The following is a 23722-nucleotide window of genomic DNA, read 5'->3' on the forward strand; positions in this document are numbered from 1 at the left end:
GCTGAAAGTAACTTGTAGTCGTTAGCCCTTTACGGAGCCTTGGGCAATGCCTTCAATAATATATTTTTGCATGACTAGGAAAAAGATGACCACGGGCGTAATTCCGAGCACGAGTCCCGGAAGTGCCAAATCCCACTGCTTCGTATATTGTCCGAAAAAACTATAAGTGGCGATGGGTATGGTGCGAAGCCCAGGGTCCTGCAGAATAAGCGAAGGCATCAGGTAATCGTTCCAGATCCACAGGGTATTCAGAATAATGACGGTGATAATAATCGGCTGCATGAGCGGAAGTACAATTCGGAAAAAAGTGCCATAAGGACTGCTGCCATCCACCCTTGAAGCCTCTTCGATATCAAGAGGTACCGATTTGACGAAGCCATGGAACAGAAACACAGTCATCGGGGCGCCAAATCCAAGATAGGCTAAGATCAAACCAGCAGTTGAATCCATAACCCCGATTCCGCTGACGACCTGCACCAGCGGAATCATGATCGACTGAAACGGGATAACCATAGCGGCTACTAATGCAATATAAAGCATGCGGTTGTACAAGCTGTTATTGCGGACCATTTTATAGGCACACATAGAGCAGAGGAACGCTAGCAGAATATTACTAACCACCGTGATGATAAAAGAGTTCAGGAAGGCACGAGGGAAATTGGTAGCTTTCCAAGCTTCGGCGTAGTTGCTCCACTGGAACGTGGTAGGCAGCGCAGCAGAATCTGAAAGAATCTCACTATAGCTTTTTACTGAGTTCGCTAGCAAAAAGTAAAATGGCACCAGGAATAGAAGACCTAGCAGGATCACAATCACTTCGACGAGAAGCAGAGGCACATTGAATTTTTTGGCAGTAGTCTCCATTACAGCTCCACCTCTCTTTTCTTGGTTGCTCTAACCTGCAGCAGGGAGATCACAGCTACGATGACGAAGAAAATCATTGCTTTGGCCGAGCCCATACCGAACCTGCTGATCGTGTAGGCCTCATTATAAATATTCAACGCTACAGATTCGGTAGCTTTGAAGGGGCCGCCCTTGGTCAGAGACAGGTTAAGGTCGAACAGCTTAAACGACCAGGAGATCGACAGGAACAGGCAGACGGTTACAGCTGGCATAACGAGCGGGATAGTGACATGGCGTAAAGCCTGAAATCGTCCAGCGCCATCCACCTTCGAGGCTTCAATCAGGCTTTTGGGAACGTTGTTGATTGCGGAGATGTAGATGACCATCAGGTACCCTGCATTTTGCCAGACAAATACGATCACAATCGCCCAGAAGGCCGTCCCTCCGGTGCCCAGCCATGGAAGATTGAAGAAGGACCAACCGGTAGCTTGTCCGATAGAAGAGAATCCTCTAACAAAAATAAACTGCCAAATGAAACCGAGCAAAAGTCCGCCGATGACATGAGGGACAAAAAATACTGTTCTCAGAACATTGCGCGTAAACAGTTTGCGGGTCAGTACATAAGCGAGTGCAAAGCCGAGCAGATTGGTCAGTACTAAACCAAAGAAAGTGAACTTCGCTGTGAACCAGAAAGAATTAAGAAAGGAAGGATCTTTAGTGAAGATATGTAGATAATTCCGGAGCCCGGTCCACTCCACATGACGCGAGATTCCGTTCCAGCTGGTAAATGAATAATAGAGTCCCAAAAAGAAAGGAATCAGCACAATAATAAAGAAAAACAGGGAAGTTGGCCCGACAAAAACAAACTGCTGCATCAGGCGTGATCTTTTTCTATGGTCCATCGTTCCTCACCCCTTTTTGTTAATGTAAACTTTTCATTCTATAACCGGATTGGTGATTAACCGAAACAAGCAGGCTACAAATCCGCTCTGCTTCAGAATGATTTCTTCTCAGGCTTGACAGCCCTTTCAAAGAATCGGTATGGTGGACTTGTCAGACAAATAGGAGGTTGAACAGATGTCAGGATTGCTTAGCAATTTTGTTACGCAGATTGGAATCTTGGTGAATGATGTTGAGAAGGTAAGTACGGCATATGCGGAGTTTTTTGGACTGAAAAATCCGGAAATTATCGTTACAGATACAGAAGATATTGCGCAGACCCGTCATAATGGCGTGGCGACGCAGGCACGGGCAAAGCTAGCTTTTTTTGATATGGGTTCCTTGCAGTTGGAACTGATTGAGCCGGATCATGAGCCGAGCACATGGCGTGATTACTTGAATGAGCATGGGGAAGGGCCTCATCATATTGCTTTTGTGGTTGAAGGGATGAAGGAGAAGATTATGCTGCTCGAAGGCAAAGGCTTCCCGCTCCAGCAAAAGGGTGAGTATACCGGAGGGCGTTATGCTTATATGGATACGTTCAAGGAGTTAAAGGTAATCGTAGAGCTGCTAGAGAACGACAAGGATAAAGGAGAGGACTCATTATGAATATTATAATTACCGGTGCCGGACGCGGATTGGGTTATGAACTGACGGCTGAGGCATTAAAGCGTGGTCATGGAGTGATTGCTGGGGTTCGCCATCCTGATCAGGATCAAACAGCGTTATCCCAGCTTGCTGAAACCTACGGAGATAAGCTAACAGTCGCAGGGTTGGACGTGACGGATGAAGCGGGAATCGCAGCACTGGCTGCTAGTCTGCAAAAACAAGGGCGGACGCTGGGTGCCATTATTAATAATGCGGCGGTACTCAGTGCCCGGGATACATCGATTGAAACGTTGAATTTCCAAGATATGCTTACAACAATGGATATTAATCTGTATGGACCAATGCGAGTGGTGAAGCATTTCCTGCCGCTACTCACGGAATCTGAATGCTCGATCATTAATGTATCGTCGGAAGCAGGCAGCATCACTAATGCATATCCAAACGACTATCCATATGGCATTTCCAAAACAGCGCTCAATATGTTCTCGCAGCAGCTGCATGTTTATGTAAAAGAACGCGGAATTCAAGTGCTTAGCGTGCATCCCGGCTGGATGCATACAGATATGGGCGGGGCAGAGGCACCGACAAATCCAAATCAAAGTGCCGAAGGGATCCTTGACCTGATCGAGAAGCGGACTACACCTGAAGGTCATTTCATGTTTGTGGATTATACGGGTAAGGATATGAAGATTTAGGTGATATATAGGCTGAACTAAAGTTGCGAACAAAAAGCTCAGTAGTCACTGCGGTGAATCATTGGACTTCCGGCCGTTGTTGTCCCCAGATTTCTTGATTGAACCGCTCCTGCAGTTCCAATACTCCCCTCCGATGCTTCTCGCTATTCGATATAATCTTTTATTCAGCCTATATAGATAGGAATGGACAGTAAAGAGAACCTCGGTAATTATGCCGGGGTTCTCTTTTTTGTTTATAGATTACTTATTTCTTAAGCAATAAATAAGCGAAATAAGGTACGCCGATTAGCGACACCATGATCCCTGCCGGGATACCGTCAGGATCGACGAGATTACGGCCAACAGTGTCCGCGATCAGAAGCAACCAGCCGCCAAGCAATACAGCGACGGGAATAAACATCTGATTGCGCGGGCCCACTAGCGATTTTGCAATATGCGGAGCCATCAGCCCGATAAAGGCGATCCCGCCTGTGACGGATACTGCTGAGGCGGAAGCTGCAACAGCCGTGAGAATCAGGACGATACGTTCACGTTCCAGATTCAGGCCGACACCAATGGCGGATACTTCACTAAGACTGAGCAGGTTGAGTCGCTGTGATTTGTACAGGGTAAAGGGAACTAGCAGGATCAACCAAGGCAGTAAAGCCCAGATGAACGGCCAATCTGTACCCCATATATTCCCTGCAATCCATTTTGCAATAAAATCTACCTTGGCACGATCCGCGGACGAAATGATCACGATCATAACACCAGACAACGCTAGGGAGAAGCCCACCCCAACTAGCACCAGCCGAACAGGATCAAGTCCCTTAGTTCGACTATATGAAAATAGATAGATTAACGCTGCCGTAAGTAATGCCCCTATAAAAGCAACCAGCGGCAAAGCAAAAATAAATGATCCGGCGCTAACCGGGAAAAATAGAAAGAACACAGCGACAGCTACACCTGCACCGGAATTGATACCAATAATACCGGGGTCGGCTAGATCGTTTCGTGTAACGCTTTGCAGGATGGAACCGGATAACGCCAAGGCCATACCTGCCAGCAGTGTAATCAGAATTCGCGGCAATCTTACAGAGAATAATACAAAATCCTCTTTAAAGGTTCCGTGCCCGAATAGAACCGGAAGCAGCCTGTCAAAAGATAAGGAAGAGTATCCGATTCCCATGCTGACGATTGCTGTTAGCAAAATCAATCCGGTGCTTACACATAAGATAATCCGTTGTTTTCGTACGGGTGCAGAGGAAATCATGAGAGTGTTTTACCTCCTTTCCGAACAACAAACAAGAAGAAAGGCAGCCCAAGCATAGCTACGACGGCGACCACTGGCGTCTCATAAGGTGCATGAATTGTCCGTCCAATTGTATCCGCGAGAAGCATGAACGATGCACCCGTAAAGATCGAAATCGGCAAAATATACCGGTAATCGGTACCGACAATCTTACGGACAATATGCGGAATCATCAGCCCTACAAAAGCCATATCGCCAATTAGAGCGACCGATGCTCCGGTCAGCAGAATAATAAGAGTAAATAGAATCCCTTTAACCAAAGCAAGGTTTTGTCCTAATCCGATGGCTACCTCGTCACTTAAGCTAAGAATTGTTAACTGGTTTGAAAATATTAATGCCACCACGATGCCGATGAGAATAACGGGTGCGATAGCCTGAAGCTGGCCCCAGGTTGTGCCGATCAATCCACCCGCTGTCCACATAGATACATCCTTGGATATTTTGAAGGCAATGCTCACGCCACTTGCGATAGCATACAGGAAGGCAGATACCGCAGCACCAGCAAGCACGATTCGAATCGGAGAGAAGCCGCCTTGACGCGCGGAGCCGAGAATAAGCACTAACACGGCTCCTAGAGCAGCGCCGAAGAAACAAGCGATCATGGTACCAAAATAATTCAGTCCCGGCAGAAATACAAACGTAAGAGCCAGCGCCATATTAGCTCCCGAGGTCAGACCGAGCAGGCCGGGGTCAGCTAACGGATTACGTGTAACCCCCTGCATGATAGCACCGGATACGGCAAAGGCGGCACCAATTAGCATGGCGGCCAGTTCGCGAGGCAGCCGGATTTCACGCAGAATAAGGACATTGTCTGCTTTTGAATTTGAGGTGATGGCAAGCCATAGGTCATTGAAAGTGGTTTCTTTAGCCCCGAATAGCATAGCAATCACGAGGCATATCATCATTACCAGCACGCTACCAAGCAGCTTATATAAAAATGGAATGGAAGTTTGCTTCGTAGTCATGATCTTTATTTCCCAAGAAATTGTTGTTCAAAGAATTCCAACTGGTACTCTAGGCTGAGTGGATCGTTAAAGTAGAATGCTTTTGCATCAGCTTCGAAAACATGATTATTTTTGACGGCAGGAATGCTCTTGTAGATTTCGGTATTCTGGAAGGAATTATCCTCATCCGCGTTCTTGCTGAAAATCACGTAATCACCCAGATAATCCTTCAGCACTTCCGTCGAAACTGCGAAGAATCCATCCGTTTTGGTGCTTTCTTTTACTGATTCTGGCATACCGAGTTTGAAGTCCCCATAAAGAAGCTCAGTTCCGCGGCCAAAGTTATATCCGTAAACATATAATTGCTTATTGAAGGTCTCAATAACAGACACAGTTGCATTATCGCCGATCTTCGCTCTGATTTCTTCACCAGCTTTTTTAGTGCGGGCGCTAAAGTCATCGACCCAAGCTTGAGCTTCTTTTTCTTTGTTCACCAATTTGCCGACTTCCAGCTGTTGGGTTAAATAATCCACTTTATTATAAGTATAAGTAACGGTTGGTGCGATTTGCTTGAATTTATCGATATTCTTAATATCGGAGAGCCCGATGATCAGATCCGGTTGCAGTTCAATGATTTTCTCCAGACTTTCATCGCTAACCGCTTCTACGTCTTTCAGCTGTTCTTCAAAGCGTGGGTTGGTTTTGGACATTTCATCTACGCCTACAACAGGCACTCCCAGTGCCATAACATTACCTGTTAAAAAACGGGTGAGTACAACAACACGCTGAGGATGTGTTGGAACCTCAACAGGTCCATCTTCGGATTGATAAGTAAAAGTCGCACTTTCTGACTCCGCAGCAGGAGTAGAAGATGGGCTGTTTGTAGGACTAGCCTCATTTTTCGCCTGATTTCCCCCACAAGCACTAAGTGCAAGCCCCATAATAAGTAGAAACGGAATAAATATCTTTCTCATTAAATAATTCTCCCCTTTTTTGTATGACAGTGTTTCTTGGAACAATTCCAGAAATGTAAATCAATCCTCAGCTATACCTAAGAGTGATTATGAGAATCATTCGCATTTGTAATCATTATAGGGATCACTTATGTGCCTAGCCATGCCTTTTTGTTGGAAAAAAGGCTTGGACTATTATTTGCCTCCGAATAAAGCTACAGCACGTTCCAGTTGTAAACGAATCGAAGCCGGATTATAAGGTACCCAGTCATCTAGATCAAGTAAATGGACTTTCTTCTGCTGCACTGCGGGAAGCTGGCTCCAATAAGGGGATTGGAAGATCGCTTCAGTATGTGCTGTAGAGCCTTTGGCATCGGGAAATACAATGACTAAAATTCGGTCTCCTGCATAATCTGCAAGATCTGAAACCCCGATCGAAATCGAATGGAACTGATCTCCCAATCTTTTTATCTCATTGTCAATCAAGGTTGGAGCTCTAAGCCCAAGGGATTGGTACATCACATAACCAACATTCCGTGCTCCGTAAACGAGTAGCTCCTCAGGCTTGATTACCAGAATGGTGATGATATCATTAGCGACTGTGCTGTGCAGTACTTTTTCACGGGCTTCTAGCTCTTCTTGTTCAAAATCGTTCAGCCACTGCTCCGCCCGTTCACTCCGCTGAATGGCTCGGCCGATTAATCGCAGCTGATCTTTCCATCCGATTTCGTTCCAAGAGATCTCCATAATCGGTGCTACAGCACGCAGTAGCCCAGCCTTCAATCCGTATTCCTCCAGATGTTCTTTCGCCGCAATAATCAGTTCGATGTTGGCTTCAAGTAATAGCGACCTGATCTGTTCAGCAGAGCTATTTGTATTGATAAATTTCATCGACTGCGGTGGTTCCTGATCCGAAAGATTCAAATATTCACTGCTTTCAGAGATGGTAACCGCAGGTTCTAAGCCAAGTAACAGTAGATGACTGGCATAAGGGGTGAGCATTACGGCAACTCGCTGGAACGAGCTTCGGCTGTAACCGGATGGAGATGCGCCTGTCTGCAGCTTAAAGCGACGACTGAGATAAAATTCATCCTTGTAGCCTACCTTCAGCGCAATTTCCCTAAGTGTGCCTGAACCGTTAAGTAAAAGTTCCTTGGCACTATGAACCCGTAGCCGTGACAGATATTCGCTTTGGCTGAAGCCTGTCACCTGCTTGAACAGCGTTGAATAATGCGAGCTGCTTACACCCGCTATGGCGGCCAAGTGCTCACGTGTTATTTTTTCGCTAAAGTGATTCTCCAGGTAAGAAATGCTCCGTTCCATCGAAGGTTGCTCGTTGACTGTATATCTGGCTTCCTGCTGTTCAAGCAATTGTAGAATAATCTGATGAAAGAGCATTTGATTCTGTACATGGCGTGTTTCTCGATCTGGCAGTCGGTGAAGATACAACTCCTTGACACTGGTTACAATGGTAGGCTCATATGGAAACAACAGCATATTTGAACTCGAAGCCATCTCGCTTTTTCGTATCATCGCACCGCCAGGTATAGCTTGAGTCTGCTCTTGAATCCAGATGGTGAGCTTATAGGCATGAAGCGGCTGCTGGAGATTTGTAATTAAAGCGGCATGAGTATTGGCGGGGAGAAGGACTATGCTTCCTTCCGTAAGCTCATAAGTCAGATTATTGACCTCAAGGCTTCCTTTACCAGCGGCAACGGCCAGTAATACGGTTAGATTCTCATAAATCTGAACTCTTGGTAGATTTGAGGTCCCATACATCGATTGAATGCTGCCAGCGCTATATAAAGGAAAATGAGATTCGGCCCATTCCGGGATAACGTTATTCAAAATAAGGCCTCCGTTAGTTGAATATATTTTCAAACTATAAATCTATGGATTGAACAGTATTATTGACTTCTGTGGAACTAATTATAACATCTTCCCTTTTTAAAAGATTCGTCTGTCCAAGAGAAAGCATATTGGATCGAATATACATACTACCAGGTATTCTTTATCCATTTTAAAGAGGTGATTAAGATGAAAAAGCAGTTAGCCTCCGCCAAGAAGCGCAAGCTTTTCTCCAGGCCCAAACCCAAATCTAATCTGAATCCTAAAGCAACAGCCCAGACTATTAACTTCGCGGTTATTGGGGACAGCCATGTGGGATATGGGAATAGCACTAGCATTTTTAAGAATCTTTTGCCAAAAGCAGTAAGCAGCGGGAATAAGAGATTTGTTATTTTTGGAGGAGATAACACGCAAGCGGGAGCGAATCATGGAAAAAATGCAAATGCTTACTACAAGGATTTTAAAGATACGGTAACAAACACGCTGGGGAGCATCCCTTATAAAGCATCTATAGGGAATTGGGAGGCTAGTACACAGTCCTTGTTCACGCAATATTTAGGTGCAGTGGAAGGGCAAATGAATTTTCCTGGGACACAGGGTATGGTGAAGTACGTGTGGCTTAATTGTGCTATGGGGCAGTTCACTCCGGGCAGTATTAATATATTGAAAAATTTAGATGATCAGCATTTTTATATTATTGATTTTCATTGGCCTTTAAAGGTGAGCGGGATCACGGTTGATCCAAGTCATGTATTAAGCGCGGCGGAAACTGCTAAGTTTTTTGGGGCTATTCCTGCGAAGGTGAGAGATAAGATACTTGCCATTTTTACGCATCATGGGCACAAGTTTTACCGGAAGCTTACCAATATTTATCCTGGCTATACGAAAACTAAATTCTTCGTGTGCGGATGTTCTGGTGATTATAAATGTACGCCAAATGGGAATCGAGGTTATTATAATGCCACATTGACCATCAATGGATCGGTATTAAACGTCGACGCATTTAAGGTAGCGGTCACTTAGTGAAGAAAAAGAACGTTGTTGGAGCTGATTTTCGGGAAAAATCCGAGATCAGCTTTTTAAAATAATCGGCTAACAGGAAAATAGCAAGTAAGCAGGATTATTTAATATATTTGTATAATAGTTTATATATGTATTAAATAAAATTATTTAGGAGGGCTACCTATGAAAGGACTATCATTTAATGGGCTAGAACAGGCGGGGATGTCGGCTTACGGCGTGGAGCGCATACGTACAGCAGCTGCACAAATGGTTGAAGACAACATCACACCGGCACAAGTGATTCTTGCTGCGAGAAGGGGGGTACTACTAGTCCATCAAGCGAACGGTAAATTCGGTCCAGAGCCAGGCGCAGCGGAATTAACAGTGGATGCTATATATCCACTATGCTCCATAACAAAGCTGTTTACGGCAACCGCTATTATGATGTTAATGGAACAAGGGAAAGTAGGTCTAAACAGACCTGTTTCCGATTACATCCCCGAATTTACAGGTGAAGGCAAAACTAAGGTATGCGTACATCATTTGTTAACACATACCTCTGGTCTGGAGGGTGAGGTCATTTGGCAGAATGGGCAAGCGAAACAGGAGCAAGGGGAATACCCTCCGCACGAACCTAATCAAGACCCAGATCAACATAAGTACTTATATGGCGGTTATGATGCACCGCTTAGTAATGAGCCTGGTACAGTCATGTCTTACTGTGGATATGGTTATGAGCTGTTGGGTGAAATCATCCGGCGAGTGAGTGGACAAGCTTATGATGTATTCGTTAATGAAAATATCTTTAAACCGCTTGGCATGGAAAATACATATTATCGTGTACCGATGGAAGTACGGGACCAAGTAGTTAGACGTGCACCAGAAGCAGCGTGCGCGGAATGGGTAGACAGTGAGTACAATCTGAATTCTGTCTCTGCGGGGGGCGGCGCTTATTCAACGGCGATGGATTTGGCTGTCTTTGGTCAGATGTTTCTAAACGGTGGGATTTATAACGGAGTACGATTCCTTAGTCCGGTAACAGTGAGAGAAATGACCCGTAATCAAATTCCAGGCGTATCCTCACAATATAGAGACGAGGTTTTTCCTGAAGCTTATTGGGGTTACGGATGGGCGATTAACGGCACGAAGCGTGACGGTGGAGATTTGTTCTCTCCAGAAGCTTATTCACACTGGGGTGCGGCAGGTCCATTCCTCTGTGTGGATCCGGTTTATCAGACAGTTACAGTGCATTTATCCGTAGAGTTAGATCACCAGAAGCCGTTTAAAAATATGTATGTGGATTACTTCAATAATACTGTTCTGGCAGCCATCACTGATCTTTAATTATCCTTTTAGATTTTTAGTCGAGTCTCCTATGCCTATAGCGTACTTTCCCAGTTTTTTCTGAATTGTTTAGGGGTAGTTCCGGTATATTTCTTAAACACTTTGGTAAAATAGCTCTGGTCATTGAAATGTAGCCTCGTAGCGATATCCGATAAGCTAATGCCCGGTAATTCGATTAATCGTTTGGCTTCTACAATCCGCTCGAATTGAATAAAATCACTGACCGTGAATCCTGTTTCCTTCTTAAATAATTGGGAGAGATAGCTCCTGTTTAATCCTGCGACTTCAGCTAGCTTATCTAAAGAGAGTTCCTCATATAGGTGGTTGAAAATATAGTTTTGACAGAGGGCCACGGTGCGCGAGAATTTCGCCATTCGGCTCTCTTTGACATGGTCAGCGAAATCGCAAAGCGCATTAAGAATAGCATGATCTACGGCAGGAATATCCTTTAGTTCTTCGATATGCTGGATGTGAAAGTCACTTAGGGTATAAGAAATCTCCCAATACAGTCCTCCATCAATAGCGGCACGTGTAGCAAGCGTAATGCAGGAGATCGCCAGATTCTTTTTGTTGCGTAAATGGCTCTTCTTGGAGAGTACTCCGTAATTCTCTTCAGAGAAGGTTGCCTGGACACGAAGCAGCTCAGCCTTATTTCCATTTTTGATATGGTGAAATAATGCTTTTTCCAGCATGGGTTCGTGGTGCAGCCATGTATTCTCGCGTCGGTAGGAAACGTCCAAGTCCAAACTGTCTGAGGGAGGCTGTTTATGTTCAAAGGTTCGAGTGTTCAATAACAGTTCGCTAAGGGATAGCGTCTTTCCAGTGACGAGCGAGTATAGCAGCATAGCGGTATGGTTGAGTCTCATTCTATTAAGCACAGTTAAGCTGCGGTAGTATTTCATCCATTGCTCGTACAGTCTGAGTGGAACCTCATGGTCACGCATCAGACTTGTCATATTATTCTCTGAAAGTTGAGTATACAGTGTAGGGCCGATCACAATACTTCCCCCGTTACTGCTGTCAGAGGGCAGATGGAGAAGGATGTAATTCTCTAGGAAACTAGTAGTGCGAATGATCAGTATGGAGGTATTGGAGTGATCTAGAATAGAATTGTTCTCTCTTTTAGTAGAATCTGCAATTTCCGAAAGGAATTCATTAATGTCATAAACCCATGGGGCGCCCTCCGTTGAGGAAGGCAGCGCTAGCTCAATTCTCCGATTGGCGTCTAGCAGAAACACAGGAATATGCAGCGATTCATACAACACTTTACAGATATATTGCGCTCCTTCATGATCATCTAAATGATTCAATATTTCCAGCCTCCTCGCCCAACCAGAATACCAAAAATGCAATAATAATGCCATAAATCTAATATGAAGTCGATTAAAATGGGGATAGATACATTCAGAGGAGGTATTTTTATGAAAACCAACATTCATGAACTCATATCAAAAATGACCCTTGAGGAGAAAGCAGGACTCTGCTCAGGGCTTGATTTCTGGCATACGAAGGGCATTGAACGACTTGGAATCCCCTCTTTAATGGTAACGGACGGCCCCCATGGTTTACGCAAGCAAAAAGAGAGCGCCGATCATCTCGGACTCCATAATAGTGTACCTGCGACTTGTTTTCCCTCAGCAGCAGGGATGGCTTCTTCTTGGGATCGGGATTTAATCGGGCGTGTGGGTAAAGCACTCGGGAAAGAGTGTCAAGCAGAGAACGTTGCTGTTCTGCTTGGACCGGGAACAAATATTAAGCGCTCTCCATTGAACGGCCGTAACTTTGAATATTTTTCGGAAGACCCATACCTTTCTTCGGAGATGGGCGGGAATCATATCAAAGGTGTGCAAAGTGAAGGAGTAGGAACCTCACTCAAGCATTTTGCCGCTAATAATCAGGAGCACCGGAGAATGTCTGTTGATGCCGTTGTTGATGAGCGGACGCTGCGGGAGATTTATCTGGCTAGCTTTGAAGGCGCAGTTAAGAATAGTCAGCCATGGAGCGTGATGTGCTCTTACAATCGAGTGAACGGTGAGTATGCTTCCGAGAGTGAATTTCTTCTGACTAAGATTCTTAGAGAAGAATGGGGCTACGAGGGATTCGTCGTCTCCGACTGGGGTGCGGTCAATGAACGGGTGAAGGCGCTGCAAGCAGGGCTGGAGCTGGAAATGCCTTCAACCGGAGGAATTGGTGATGCTAAGATTGTCGCAGCAGTACAAAGTGGCGAGCTGGCTGAAGAAACGTTAAATCTTGCAGTGGAACGGTTACTTGCCTTTGTTTTTAAGGCGGTGGAGAACCGTAAAGATAATGCATCATTTAATGCGGAAGAACATCATCAACTGGCTCGTGAAGTGGCACGGGAGAGCATGGTGCTCCTTAGAAATGAGGATCATATTTTACCGATAGCTAAACAAGGAACGATTGCGGTCATAGGTGAGTTTGCTAGAAATCCACGATATCAGGGTGGAGGCAGCTCACATGTGAATCCGACGAAATTAGATGACGCTTTTGAAGAGATGAAGGCTCTCGCAGGTTCTGCCGAACTGCTGTATGCACAAGGTTATGAACTGAATCATGACGGAATTAATGAAGCCTTGCTGCAAGAGGCGCGGGATACAGCGGCAAAAGGGGATATAGCCGTATTGTTCCTTGGACTTCCGGATAACTATGAATCAGAGGGGTATGATCGTAGTCACTTGTCACTTCCAGAGAGCCATAAAGCACTGATCGATGCAGTGGCTGAGGTGCAAACCAATATCGTTGTCGTGCTCAGCAATGGTTCACCCATAGAAATGCCTTGGATCCATAAAACGAAGGGGATTCTTGAAGGTTATCTAGGTGGGCAGGCTTTTGGCGGTGCAGTTGCAGATCTATTGTTTGGAGAGGTTAGTCCAAGCGGTAAACTGGCAGAGACCTTCCCGATGAAGCTGAGCGACAATCCATCCTTTCTTAATTTCCCGGGTGAAGGGGATACAGTGGAATATAAAGAAGGTTTGTTTATAGGCTATCGTTATTATGATAAAAAAGAAGTTGAACCGCTGTTTCCTTTCGGCTTTGGCCTAAGCTACACAGAATTTCAATACAGTAATTTAACAATTTCCAAGAGCAGCATAAAAGATAATGAGTCCGTAAAAGTTACGGCTACCGTCAAAAATACAGGTACTCGTGCTGGAAAAGAAATCGTTCAGCTCTATGTTAGTGATGTGGAGAGCAGTGTAATTCGCCCACTTAAGGAGCTTAAGGGCTTCCAGAAGCTAGCGCTTCAGCCTGGGGAAGAGCAAGAGGTTGCTTTTGAACTGGATAAACGTTCCTTTGCTTATTACAACGTCAACATTGGGGATTGGTATGTGGAAAGTGGCATTTTTGACATTGCTATTGGTTCCTCTTCAAGGGATATTCGTCTGACTGCTTCTATTGAAGTGGAATCGACAGTTCCGCTTGCGTTACGATATCATCGCAACAGTACCGTTGGTGATTTGCTAGACAATCCACGTACGGCAGATAAAGTGAAGAAATTCAGCAGTGTTTTTGGGTTAGGCGATGCGATGGGCGATAATCCAGAAATGTTCATGGCGATGATGAAATATATGCCGCTGCGGGCATTGATTGGATTCGGCCAAGGGAAATACACGGAAGAAGATTTAGCCAAGGATCTGCAAGAATTTAATGCTTTGGCTGTGGAGTAGGATATAGAAAAGGCCAAGTCTGATCTTTAATAAAAATCTAATATAAGTAAGCCAGTAGTCCATATTAGTCATATTTAATATGCACCACTGGCTTACTTTTTTAATTTCTTGTTCAGTTGCCGATATCAGTAAACTTGATGATTGTGGCATGATTTCTTAGGTGTGCCTCAACGCTTCCTTGAAGGAAATCCGTATTCTTTAGCTTGCCACGCTACTAGTAGCGCAAGAATTAATAGAATAAACAATACCAACGGGAAGGAGCGGACACCAACTGTTTCAATAAGTATCCCACCCATCACGCCGCCACCGCCGATAGCTAGGTTCCATGCCGTCACTAACATCGACTGGGCCACATCTGCACTTTCGCCAGCTGCTTCAGCAACTGCTGTCTGTAGCAAAGTAGCCGCTCCTCCGAACGTCAACCCCCATACAGCAACCACTAGATAGATCACTATGGGTTGGCTGCTGCTAATGCCCAATACAATGGATGACAAGGCGAAAGCCACGAGGCTGATTAGAACCAATGGACGTAGTTTACGGTCGATCAAAATACCGATGACCCAGATGCCAATAAGCGCAGTAATGCCGAAAATAAGCAGTACCAAGTCAACGCGCTGGGTAAGCCCAGCCAGAGTAAGATAGGGTGCAATGTAGGTAAACAGGATGTTATGTGCTAGCACCCATGCCAGAACGACAAACAGTACCGGCCGTACCCCTGGAATAACAAAAACCTTGTAGAGAGGGAGCCGCTTATCAGGAGCCTCCCCTGGATAGTCCGGTAGCTTCCAAAGTACCCAGGCGACCAGCATCAGAGCCAGCAGCGACATGATCCCGAAGATGGAGCGCCAGCCCACAAGGGTGCCAAGAAGTGTTCCGGCAGGGACACCGAGTGCCAGAGCGAGAGGCGTGCCAACCATCGCCACCGCCATAGCTCGGCCCTTGCGTGATTCCGGGACCATACGCCGGGCATAACCTGCAATCATGCCCCATAAGACTCCAGCGGATACGCCTGCGAAGAACCGAGCTCCCAGCGTAAGTACATAATTTGAAGAAAGAGTGGTGACGGTGTTGAATACGAGAAAACCAAGGATGCACATTAGCAGAAGGGGACGCCGCCGCCATCCGCGTGTCAAGGTGGTTATAGGAATCGCGGCTAACAGCGAACCAAGGGCGTACAAAGTGACAAGTTGACCTGCAAGGGCCTCTGAGACGCCAAGCCCGTCCCCAATTTGGAGCAATAGCCCGGCTGGGATGGTTTCGGTAAGAATACAGATAAACCCCGTCATAGCAAGGGCAAGTAATCCAGCCCATGGGAAACGTTCAGTTGTCATATATAGCTTCACACAGGTCAACTGTAAACTGACCTGACATGCCTTCCAGTGCGGTATTGGTGAACGCGACAACACTGAGCCGCTGCTTGGGATCGACGAACCACGAATGACCATAGGTACCGCCCATTCGCCATGTCCCTGGGGATTCTGGAGTGTCTGCGGCTGCAGGGTCCTTGAGTACCGTAATGCCTAGGCCAAAGCCTCGGCCTGGCCAAAAGGCCATTGGCAGATCACCGATCTGGTTGGTTGCCATATCCTGAACCAAAGATTCCGGCAGCAGAGGGGCTCCGCCTTTGCGTAATGTTTCTAGTAGTTGCAAAAAGTCTCCGGCGCTGCCGACCATACCAGCTCCCCCTGAAGGATAGGCAGTGTCGTCCAGTGCTCGGCCAGGTGCAAGCAAGAATCCTGCTGTACCCTCGACGAAGGAAATGCTGTCCGAATCAAGCAAAGGCCGTGGCTCTGGACTATCATTGGTATAGGAAGTGGCCAACCGTTCTAAATCGACTGCAATAAATCCGGTATCATTCATACCCAACGGTTTTGTAATGAGCGCATGTATGGCCTCGCTGAGTGGTGTCTCTGTGACCTTTGCAATTACTGCTCCAAGCACATCTGTTGCGATGGAATATCTCCACTCGGTACCTGGCGTATAGAGGAGGGGGACAGAGGCTAGCCGACGTAGGTTCTCTTCCAACGTAATGCCGGGCTGATCCATGCCATCTGATACTCCTGCTTGTTGGTAGGAGCCATTCTCTTCTTGAAAGAAACGGTAAGACAGACCTGCGGTGTGTGTCATCAAATGACGGATCGTCATTGTGGCCACCTCACCGTTCTGCAAACGTGGCTGGAATTCTGGAAGCCAACGATCAACACGATCGTCCAACCGCAGGCGACCTTGCGCCACTAATACTAGAGCAGCAGTTGAAACGATAGGTTTAGTAACCGAAGCGAGCCGAAATAAGGCGTCTTCTTGCATAAGCAGGTTCTTTTCGCGGTCGGCAAGACCGGCAGCGCAGCTATAAACCAGTTCTCCATCTATCGCCACTTTAACAACAGCACCAACTAACCGCTTGTCGGCAAGTGTACGATCAATTACCTCACCGACACGACGGGGTAATCCCTCTGAATTAATTTTATGTGAATCCAATATCTCCAACAGTCTTCATCCCTTCCGAATAGTTAAAGTCATAAATGCTTTACTATTGTAGGGTTATTATATAAAATAAGGTACCTTGATTACATAAGGTAACTAAGTTAAATTACCTTTATAACGATTAATTACAAGTTAGTTTATAGGATTGACCTTAGATTTAAAGGAGGCGATTATAATGGATCATATTGATAAGCAAATTCTTCTTCACCTTCAGAGTCAAGCGAGAATTTCTATGACAGAGCTGGGAAAATGTGTCGGTTTATCACAACCTGCAGTTACGGAAAGAGTTAGGCGCATGGAGGAAAAAGGTATTATCAGCGAGTATCGCACCATAATTTCCCCTGAAAAGATTGGCAAGCATGCTGCTGCCTACATGTTATTTCATTCAAGGGATTGTAATGCATTTCTTGATTTCTGCCGTTCGTCTCCCGATGTCGTTGAATGTTATCGAATAAGTGGCGAACATAACTACTTATTGAAAGTAGTAACCGATTCTACCCGAGCGCTTGAGGAGTTCGGAAATCAATGTGATAAATACGGTACCTACACCATTCTAATCGTGATGTCATCGCCAATCGATCATAAATTTCTTATACCATCGCTTGAAGAAGCGGGCATCAACTTGCTGAATAAGAATTGAACATTACTCTTCCAGCCCATAGCACCGCAAAAAGACTCTCCTATGTAAAAAAGAGGACGTTGGTCGTAATAACGGTTTAGATAATCCACTATCTCAAATATTTTTTATTGAAGACACAAACTTCTTCAGTAGGTACTTTAGATCAATATGAAGTGGAGTAAGATGGAGTAATCCCTAACGTTCGTAATCAATGATGTATTTAGAAAAAAGGCTGCCCTTAGAGGCGGCTTTTTTGGTTTTAAAGGATTGAGTTAATGAATCTAAATTATCCATTCATTCTCTTCTATATGACTTATATTACATTAAATACCATAATGTCATATGACAAAAGTGATGACAACGTACACTATTTTTATGCTCTTTTTTTATATATATTGTTGGAATGACTTGTACAAGATGCTAGTAGTGGTATGAAAAAAGATAAGATAATCGATAATTTTCTTGATGTACGGGTGAGTATTAAATAGCAACTTTAGTTGTCTTGATTGGACCACAGATAGAATGGTAGATTTAGGTGAATTGTCGAATGTTGGAGGAAATATGGGGCTTTAAGGAATTAATCGTATTTGGAAGCGATCTACAACTAAATAATAATGGATGGTACAAAGCGAATGAATATTAGCATTATATTGTTGGCTCAGCACTTTAACGTAACCGTACAATGTCTGGATCGAATTAAGCAATATACGTCTATGTCCTATGAACTTATTGTTGTCTCGGATAATGAATCTGCCGAAGTATCGAATTTCCTTGCTTATGAATACGGTGTTCATGTCATTCATAGCAGGAGTAAAGGGGTTGCAGCTTCATTTAATCTGGGCGCGCGGTCCGCTTCGGGTGATCGTCTTGTATTTATCCGCGATCAGATCATGGTAAATGAGGGGTGGCTTGAGCAGTTGTCGGGCTGTCTGGACCATCATCCGAATGCTGCGATCGTGGGTCCGAGGATGAATGACGTTAGCGGTGGCCAAAGGATTCCGATTGTTTATCAGAACATGGAGCAACTCTATCAGTCGGCGTCAATGCTTGCCATTGGGAAATCGATGTCTTGGACCCGGGTTCCTAGGCTTGTCAGTTTGCTAATGATGATACCGCGTCACTATTTTGAGCAGATGGGGTCCTTCGATGAGAGGTTTGAGGTTGAATCCTATGAGGACGATGATCTGTGTTATCGCGCATTATCTATGAATCTGGATATTTACATAGCGGAAGGATGCGTAGTCTTCCGGAAGGAACCTCCTTCAGTCAATCCCAATGATCCCGATTGGTACAATAACAGATTAATCTTGAATCGTGCTATGGCCATAAGTAAATGGGGATTCGATTTAACTTCGTCATTGCATTGCAGTACGCGAAAGGTCACGGTCAGCTTATGCATGATCGTGAAGAATGAAGAGCAAACCTTAGGACGTTGTTTATCCAGCGTGCGGGAGCTAGTCGATGAGATCATTATTGTGGATACGGGTTCGAGTGATGGAACCAAAGAGCTCGCGGCTTCTTATGGAGCTCGGGTTTATGATTTTGAATGGGTGAACGATTTCTCCAAAGCAAGAAATTATGCCTTCAGTCTCGCCACTCAAGAGTATCTGCTGTGGTTGGATGCGGATGATTATCTGCAATCAGAGGATGCAGAGGCTCTAGGGTCCATTGTATCCGAATTACCATGGGATATCGATGCCGTATCGATGCATTATTATCTCGACCGAGATAAGGACGGAAGCGTAACTTCGAGTTTAAGGCGGAATCGTCTGGTTAGACGAAGTTGTGGTTTCCGTTGGATTGGAATCGTTCATGAGTACCTGGAGGTCGAAGGCAAAGTACTCTATGCCGAGTTAGGCATAACGCATGATAGAAAGCATACGCAGTCTTCGCGTAATCTGCTTATCTATGAGGGGATGATCGAAGCGCAGGTGAGCTTCACTCCGCGGGATTTATTTTATTATGCTAATGAATTGTATGATCACGGCCAATGGCAGCGAGCGATAGAGCAATATGATACCTTCATTGCAATGCCGGATGGCTGGATGGAGGACAAGCTGCTAGCGAGTCGGCGTGCCGCCGATGCATTGGCGCAATTAAGCCGCTTTCAAGAAGCTAAGCTTAAAGCACTTCAAGCCTTTGCATTGTCACCTCCCCGAGCAGAAGCTTGTTGCCAATTAGGGTCTTATGAGCTAGTTGAACAACGGTTCGAGAATGCTGTTTTTTGGTACAAGCTAGCTACAGAAGTTCCTAAGCCGATTGAGCCTAACGCTAGAATAGACAATTCGGCATGGACGTGGCTGCCACATCTGCAATTATGTGTTTGTTATGATCGCTTAGGTCAACACGAAGAAGCTAACTATCACAATGAATTAGCTAGGGGTTATGTACCGAAGCATCCGAGCGTCATAGCAAATCGCGATTATTTAAAGCAATACGTAACTTTATATACTTGAGGGGGATATTGTTAATGGCAAGACTAAAGAGAGCGAAGGCAAGTGGCAAGAAGAATGGGAGTCAATTAGCCTACAAGAGCTCAATGGCATTTATTTTAATGAGTCAGTTAATTGCACCATTGAGCCCTGCCTTTAGTGGTATTCTACCCCGGGCGAGCGCAGCGGCTTACAGCGATGTCAATACTTCTTCATGGGCGTACCAGTATATTACCAAAGCGTCCGCACTAGGGGTAATTGAAGGAGATGGTTCAGGCAACTTCAACCCGAACCGTCCAGTCACGAATCAGGAAGCGGTAGTTATGGTGCTTAGGTTCATGGGATATGAGCAACCAAAAGAAAATGGAACGAGCCTGCCCTTCACTGTGGATTCATGGGCAACTGTATGGATACAGCAAGCCATTGACATCGGCCTAATAATCCCAAGTGAGGAAGAGAGACCAAATACCGTCATCTGGGGAAAAGAGCAAGCAAGTCGCGAGTGGATAACACGTCTAATTATTCGTGCGGCAGGCAAGGAATCTGAGGCGATAGAGTTTAAGGATAGCAACATCGGTTTTTCGGATGCGTCAGACGCATCGGACTGGGCAGCAGGCTACATTAATGCTGCAGTAAACCGTAATGTCATTTCGGGTTTCCCTAATAATACTTTTAAACCTAAGCAGACGGCTACTCGTGCCGAATTTGCTTCTATTTTATCTAAGACGGAAATATTTGCGAGCACGGTATCCGATCGAATTATCCATGGCTCTGTCGTCTCGATGTCGAAGAATTCTATCGAATTGTTAAGCAGCAGCGGCCAGACGTCGAAGTTCGAAATCAATACCCATTCAGTTCTGTTCGGAGACAATGGCAAGGGTGTGTTGCCTACAGGGGCATTGGTGACGCTCATCCATAATGGAGGAGTGGCTTCCTTCGTTGAAGTATTAGGAATGGTGGCATTAGGCCAGACAGGTTCAAAAGGTGATAAGGGAGACACAGGTGCAACTGGCGCAGCAGGTCAAAACGGGTCCTCTGGCTCCAGTGGACCGCAAGGCGCTACGGGAGCAACCGGAGCAGTTGGAGCAACTGGCGCAACTGGAGCTGTAGGAGCAACCGGACCACAGGGAGTCCAAGGCATTCAAGGAGCAACCGGGGCGGCTGGAGCTAACGGTGTAACTGGAGCAGTTGGAGCGACTGGAGCAACCGGAGCAACCGGACCACAGGGAGTCCAAGGCATTCAAGGAGCAACCGGGGCGGCTGGAGCTAACGGTGTAGCTGGGGCAGTCGGTGCTACTGGAGCAACCGGAGCGACCGGACTACAGGGAGTCCAAGGCATTCAAGGAGTAACCGGAGCAACCGGGGCGGCTGGAGCTAACGGTGTAACTGGAGCAGTTGGAGCGACTGGAGCAACCGGACTACAGGGAGTCCAAGGCATTCAAGGAGTAACCGGAGCAACCGGGGCGGTTGGAGCTAACGGTGTAACTGGAGCAGTCGGCGCGACTGGAGCAACCGGAGCAACCGGACCACAGGGAGTCCAAGGCATTCAAGGAGCAACCGGAGCAACCGGGGCAGCTGGCGCATCAGGCGCATCAACAATAATTCCATTCTCTTCCGGAGCACCAATTACCGTAACGACAATCGCCGGGGGATTAACCGGCACAGTGGCAATGCTCGGATTTGGCAATTCGTACTCAGGAGCTAGCACAATAGGTAATACAATAGATTTGACTGGAAATTATGGTTCGAATCTTAACCTGGCGTTTGTCGTTCCGCGTAATGGTACGATTACTTCAATGTATGCTTTCTTCAGTACAACTACAGCAATTTCTTTAGTAGGCACAACCGTAAACATTCAAGCACAAATGTATAAAGCGGGTAGTAACAGCAATAGTTTTACTCCTATTAGTGGTGCAGCAGTATCATTTGTGCCTGGTTTTACGGGAATAATATCTATCGGATCTATTAGTACCGGATCAGCAACAGGATTAAATGCTGCTGTTCAGGCTGGTGATCGCTTAATGTTAGTATTCACTTCTACAGCTACCGGTCTAAGCTTGATAAATGCAGTAACAGGTTATGCGAGCGCTGGAATTGAAATTAAGTAATTCAAGATTTGGGGCTGGAACCATCCATTTTGTTTGATAGGAAGTGATTAAATATGGCAAGAAAGCTAGTTTCGATAAAAAGATTGAGCTTACTGTTGGTGTTAGTTCTTATATTTCCATTCGTCATTCAATTTCCGTCTGCGGGGTATGCAAAAGGGCGTGCTTTTGAACAGGTAAAGCTGCTGGCTGCACCGGTGAATCTGGCAGTTAGCGGTACAACCCCCACAAGCATCGGACTTACCTGGGATGCCGTAGTGGGAAGCTCTGACTCCGATGTGAGTTATAAGGTAAGCCTAGCGGAGCAGACCAATTCTAGCGTGACCGATGTGGTCTACACCTTTAATTCAGGTGGGTTAACGGAGTATATGGTGAAGGGATTAGCTTCTGACCGGAGCTATACATTCACGGTCCAAGCGGTAAATTTATCTGGACCTGTGTCAAAAACAAGTCTCCCTTTAATCGCAAGTACGCTTCCAGCAGAAGCACAATCTCCGACAGCGAAGGAAGAGGAACTCCTACTAGCCGATCAAGAACCGCCGAGTAGCCCTAGGTTAAGTCTTATCGGTCGCACATCGGATAGTATTAGCATGGCATGGAGTTCATCCGATGATAATGTGGGAGTTGAGGAATATGTTCTATATCAGGACTCTAATCTGTTGGCAGAAGTAACGGTCAGCACAACAGTCTACTCGGCCGTCAACTTGAAGGCTGGACAGGAGTACACCTTTTTAGTACAAGCTATAGACGAAGCGGGGAACAAATCAGCAATCAGTAACGAGTTGAAGGTTAGTACACTTGATGATGTAAGTGTGGTTGGTCCGGTTATGAACATGGGCAACGGGAATTCCTTCCATACATTGACTGTCCAGCCGGATGGTACCGTATGGGCTTGGGGCAATAATAGGAAAGGTCAGCTCGGTGATAGCACGACCATTACTCGTAATAAGCCTGTGCGAATTGTTGGTTTGCCGGAGATAAGCGCCGCCTCCGTTGGACAAGACCATTCCATCGCACTTGCGACGGACGGAACGGCTTGGACATGGGGAGGAAATAGTGTGGGTCAGCTGGGTAATGGTACGTTGGAGTCCCAGCTTATGCCGCAGCAAGTGCCTGGATTGGCGCATGTCGTAGCGGTTCAAGCGGGTGAGCAGCATTCGTTAGCGTTATTGTCCGATGGAACAGTGTGGGCGTGGGGACTTAATGCTTATGGGCAGCTTGGAAATGGTACCAACGAGGATAGCGGATTACCGGTGCAGGTTGTAGGCTTGGAGTCAATCGCATCAATCTCGGCCGGAGCCTTTCATAATCTAGCGGTTAGCCGCGAGGGTCAGGTTTATGCATGGGGGTTCAATGCGTATGGTCAACTCGGCGATAACACAAAGATTGACCGCTCGACTCCCGTGCAGATTGCTGAATTAAACGGCGTTGCGTCCGTATCTGCCGGTTTCTACCACAGCATGGCAGTGAAAAAGGACGGAACTGTATGGAGCTGGGGAACGAACGCCAAGGGGATTTTGGGTGATGGGACAACCGAAGATCATTATACTCCCGTTCAAGCGGTGGATCTTGGCTCAGTGATCAGCGTATCCGCTGGCGCCTTGCACAGCATAGCGCTGAAGAGGGACGGAACCGTATGGATATGGGGAGCGAACAACGAAGGTCAACTCGGTGGTGGAGCTGAGTCAGAGCGTTCTATCGCGTCAATGCTCAATATTGGCAGTCGTATCGTTGCTATTAGTGCAGGTTATATGAGCGGCGGCGCGGTTAGCGAAGAGGGAGCCTTGCTGACTTGGGGTTACAATGGACTAGCCCAGCTTGGTGACGGCACTTATACTAATGTCATTGATCCGGTTACAATTTCACTTGTAGAAGAAACTAATTGAATTTGAAGAGTAGGGAATTCCATGCCTAAGTGACAGAAAATTTCC

At 46.0% G+C, this 23722-nt stretch carries 18 protein-coding genes; 9 read left to right on the forward strand and 9 right to left on the reverse strand.

Translation table 11 applies throughout. From position 1 onward, the window contains the following. Positions 1-21: 21 nt before the first annotated feature. The gene (locus NST74_RS07540) at positions 22-861 is read right to left on the reverse strand and encodes a carbohydrate ABC transporter permease (protein ID WP_341111239.1); all 840 of its coding nucleotides are present in this window, start codon (positions 859-861) and stop codon (positions 22-24) included. After that, a complete protein-coding gene (locus tag NST74_RS07545) occupies positions 861-1742 on the reverse strand; it encodes a carbohydrate ABC transporter permease (protein ID WP_076119360.1) in 882 nt (293 codons plus the stop codon). The genes NST74_RS07540 and NST74_RS07545 overlap by 1 nt, the downstream gene beginning before the upstream one ends. Before the next feature lie 175 nt (positions 1743-1917). On the opposite strand from NST74_RS07545, the gene NST74_RS07550 reads away from it, so the two are divergent. Together NST74_RS07550 and NST74_RS07555 are read left to right on the forward strand one after the other, a co-directional pair. Then, positions 1918-2388: a VOC family protein gene (locus tag NST74_RS07550; RefSeq protein ID WP_341111241.1), complete on the forward strand. Its 471-nt coding sequence runs from the start codon at positions 1918-1920 to the stop codon at positions 2386-2388. Further along, complete coding sequence (locus NST74_RS07555; RefSeq protein ID WP_341111244.1) at positions 2385-3083, forward strand: SDR family oxidoreductase; 699 nt, start codon at positions 2385-2387, stop codon at positions 3081-3083. The genes NST74_RS07550 and NST74_RS07555 overlap by 4 nt, the downstream gene beginning before the upstream one ends. 244 nt (positions 3084-3327) lie before the next feature. On the opposite strand, the gene NST74_RS07560 is transcribed toward NST74_RS07555, so the two are convergent. From NST74_RS07560 to NST74_RS07575, 4 genes are all read right to left on the reverse strand, one after another. Then, positions 3328-4335 (reverse strand): FecCD family ABC transporter permease, encoded by a 1008-nt coding sequence (locus NST74_RS07560; RefSeq protein ID WP_341111245.1) that lies wholly within the window; start codon positions 4333-4335, stop codon positions 3328-3330. Further along, complete coding sequence (locus tag NST74_RS07565; RefSeq protein WP_341111247.1) at positions 4332-5339, reverse strand: FecCD family ABC transporter permease; 1008 nt, start codon at positions 5337-5339, stop codon at positions 4332-4334. Before NST74_RS07565 ends, NST74_RS07560 begins: the two co-directional genes overlap by 4 nt. Before the next feature lie 5 nt (positions 5340-5344). Continuing rightward, positions 5345-6292 carry an iron-hydroxamate ABC transporter substrate-binding protein gene (locus NST74_RS07570; protein ID WP_341111250.1) on the reverse strand — a complete coding sequence of 316 codons (948 nt, stop codon included), beginning with the start codon at positions 6290-6292 and terminating at the stop codon, positions 5345-5347. Between the two features lie 174 nt (positions 6293-6466). Continuing rightward, on the reverse strand, positions 6467-8119 hold the full coding sequence (locus tag NST74_RS07575) for a helix-turn-helix domain-containing protein (RefSeq protein WP_341111252.1): 1653 nt from the start codon (positions 8117-8119) through the stop codon (positions 6467-6469). 189 nt (positions 8120-8308) lie between these two features. Between NST74_RS07575 and NST74_RS07580 the strand changes: the two genes are divergently transcribed. Together NST74_RS07580 and NST74_RS07585 are read left to right on the forward strand one after the other, a co-directional pair. After that, positions 8309-9142 (forward strand): metallophosphoesterase, encoded by an 834-nt coding sequence (locus tag NST74_RS07580; RefSeq protein ID WP_341111253.1) that lies wholly within the window; start codon positions 8309-8311, stop codon positions 9140-9142. 162 nt (positions 9143-9304) lie between these two features. Then, positions 9305-10465: a serine hydrolase domain-containing protein gene (locus tag NST74_RS07585; RefSeq protein WP_341111255.1), complete on the forward strand. Its 1161-nt coding sequence runs from the start codon at positions 9305-9307 to the stop codon at positions 10463-10465. 35 nt (positions 10466-10500) lie between these two features. On the opposite strand, the gene NST74_RS07590 is transcribed toward NST74_RS07585, so the two are convergent. Next, a complete protein-coding gene (locus NST74_RS07590; protein ID WP_341111256.1) occupies positions 10501-11775 on the reverse strand; it encodes an AraC family transcriptional regulator in 1275 nt (424 codons plus the stop codon). A gap of 111 nt (positions 11776-11886) precedes the next feature. On the opposite strand from NST74_RS07590, the gene NST74_RS07595 reads away from it, so the two are divergent. Continuing rightward, positions 11887-14151, forward strand: coding sequence for a beta-glucosidase family protein (locus NST74_RS07595; RefSeq protein ID WP_341111257.1), 2265 nt, complete (start codon positions 11887-11889; stop codon positions 14149-14151). Between the two features lie 167 nt (positions 14152-14318). Here the strand turns inward: NST74_RS07595 and NST74_RS07600 are convergent, their stop codons facing one another. Next, the gene (locus NST74_RS07600) at positions 14319-15482 is read right to left on the reverse strand and encodes an MFS transporter (RefSeq protein WP_341111258.1); all 1164 of its coding nucleotides are present in this window, start codon (positions 15480-15482) and stop codon (positions 14319-14321) included. After that, positions 15472-16629: a serine hydrolase domain-containing protein gene (locus tag NST74_RS07605; protein ID WP_445668132.1), complete on the reverse strand. Its 1158-nt coding sequence runs from the start codon at positions 16627-16629 to the stop codon at positions 15472-15474. The genes NST74_RS07600 and NST74_RS07605 overlap by 11 nt, the downstream gene beginning before the upstream one ends. A gap of 181 nt (positions 16630-16810) precedes the next feature. Between NST74_RS07605 and NST74_RS07610 the strand changes: the two genes are divergently transcribed. The 4 genes from NST74_RS07610 (at position 16811) to NST74_RS07625 (ending at position 23677) form a co-directional block, all read left to right on the forward strand. Then, positions 16811-17275: an Lrp/AsnC family transcriptional regulator gene (locus NST74_RS07610; RefSeq protein WP_042125340.1), complete on the forward strand. Its 465-nt coding sequence runs from the start codon at positions 16811-16813 to the stop codon at positions 17273-17275. A gap of 611 nt (positions 17276-17886) precedes the next feature. Then, entirely contained in the window at positions 17887-19710 is a 1824-nt protein-coding gene (locus NST74_RS07615; RefSeq protein WP_341111259.1) for a glycosyltransferase, read from the forward strand. A 14-nt stretch (positions 19711-19724) separates the two neighbouring features. Next, entirely contained in the window at positions 19725-21794 is a 2070-nt protein-coding gene (locus NST74_RS07620) for an exosporium glycoprotein BclB-related protein (protein ID WP_341111261.1), read from the forward strand. A gap of 53 nt (positions 21795-21847) precedes the next feature. Next, positions 21848-23677 carry an RCC1 domain-containing protein gene (locus tag NST74_RS07625; protein WP_341111263.1) on the forward strand — a complete coding sequence of 610 codons (1830 nt, stop codon included), beginning with the start codon at positions 21848-21850 and terminating at the stop codon, positions 23675-23677. Positions 23678-23722: the final 45 nt, after the last annotated feature.

The organism is Paenibacillus sp. FSL F4-0125 (assembly GCF_038008565.1).
Lineage (GTDB): Bacteria > Bacillota > Bacilli > Paenibacillales > Paenibacillaceae > Paenibacillus_AQ.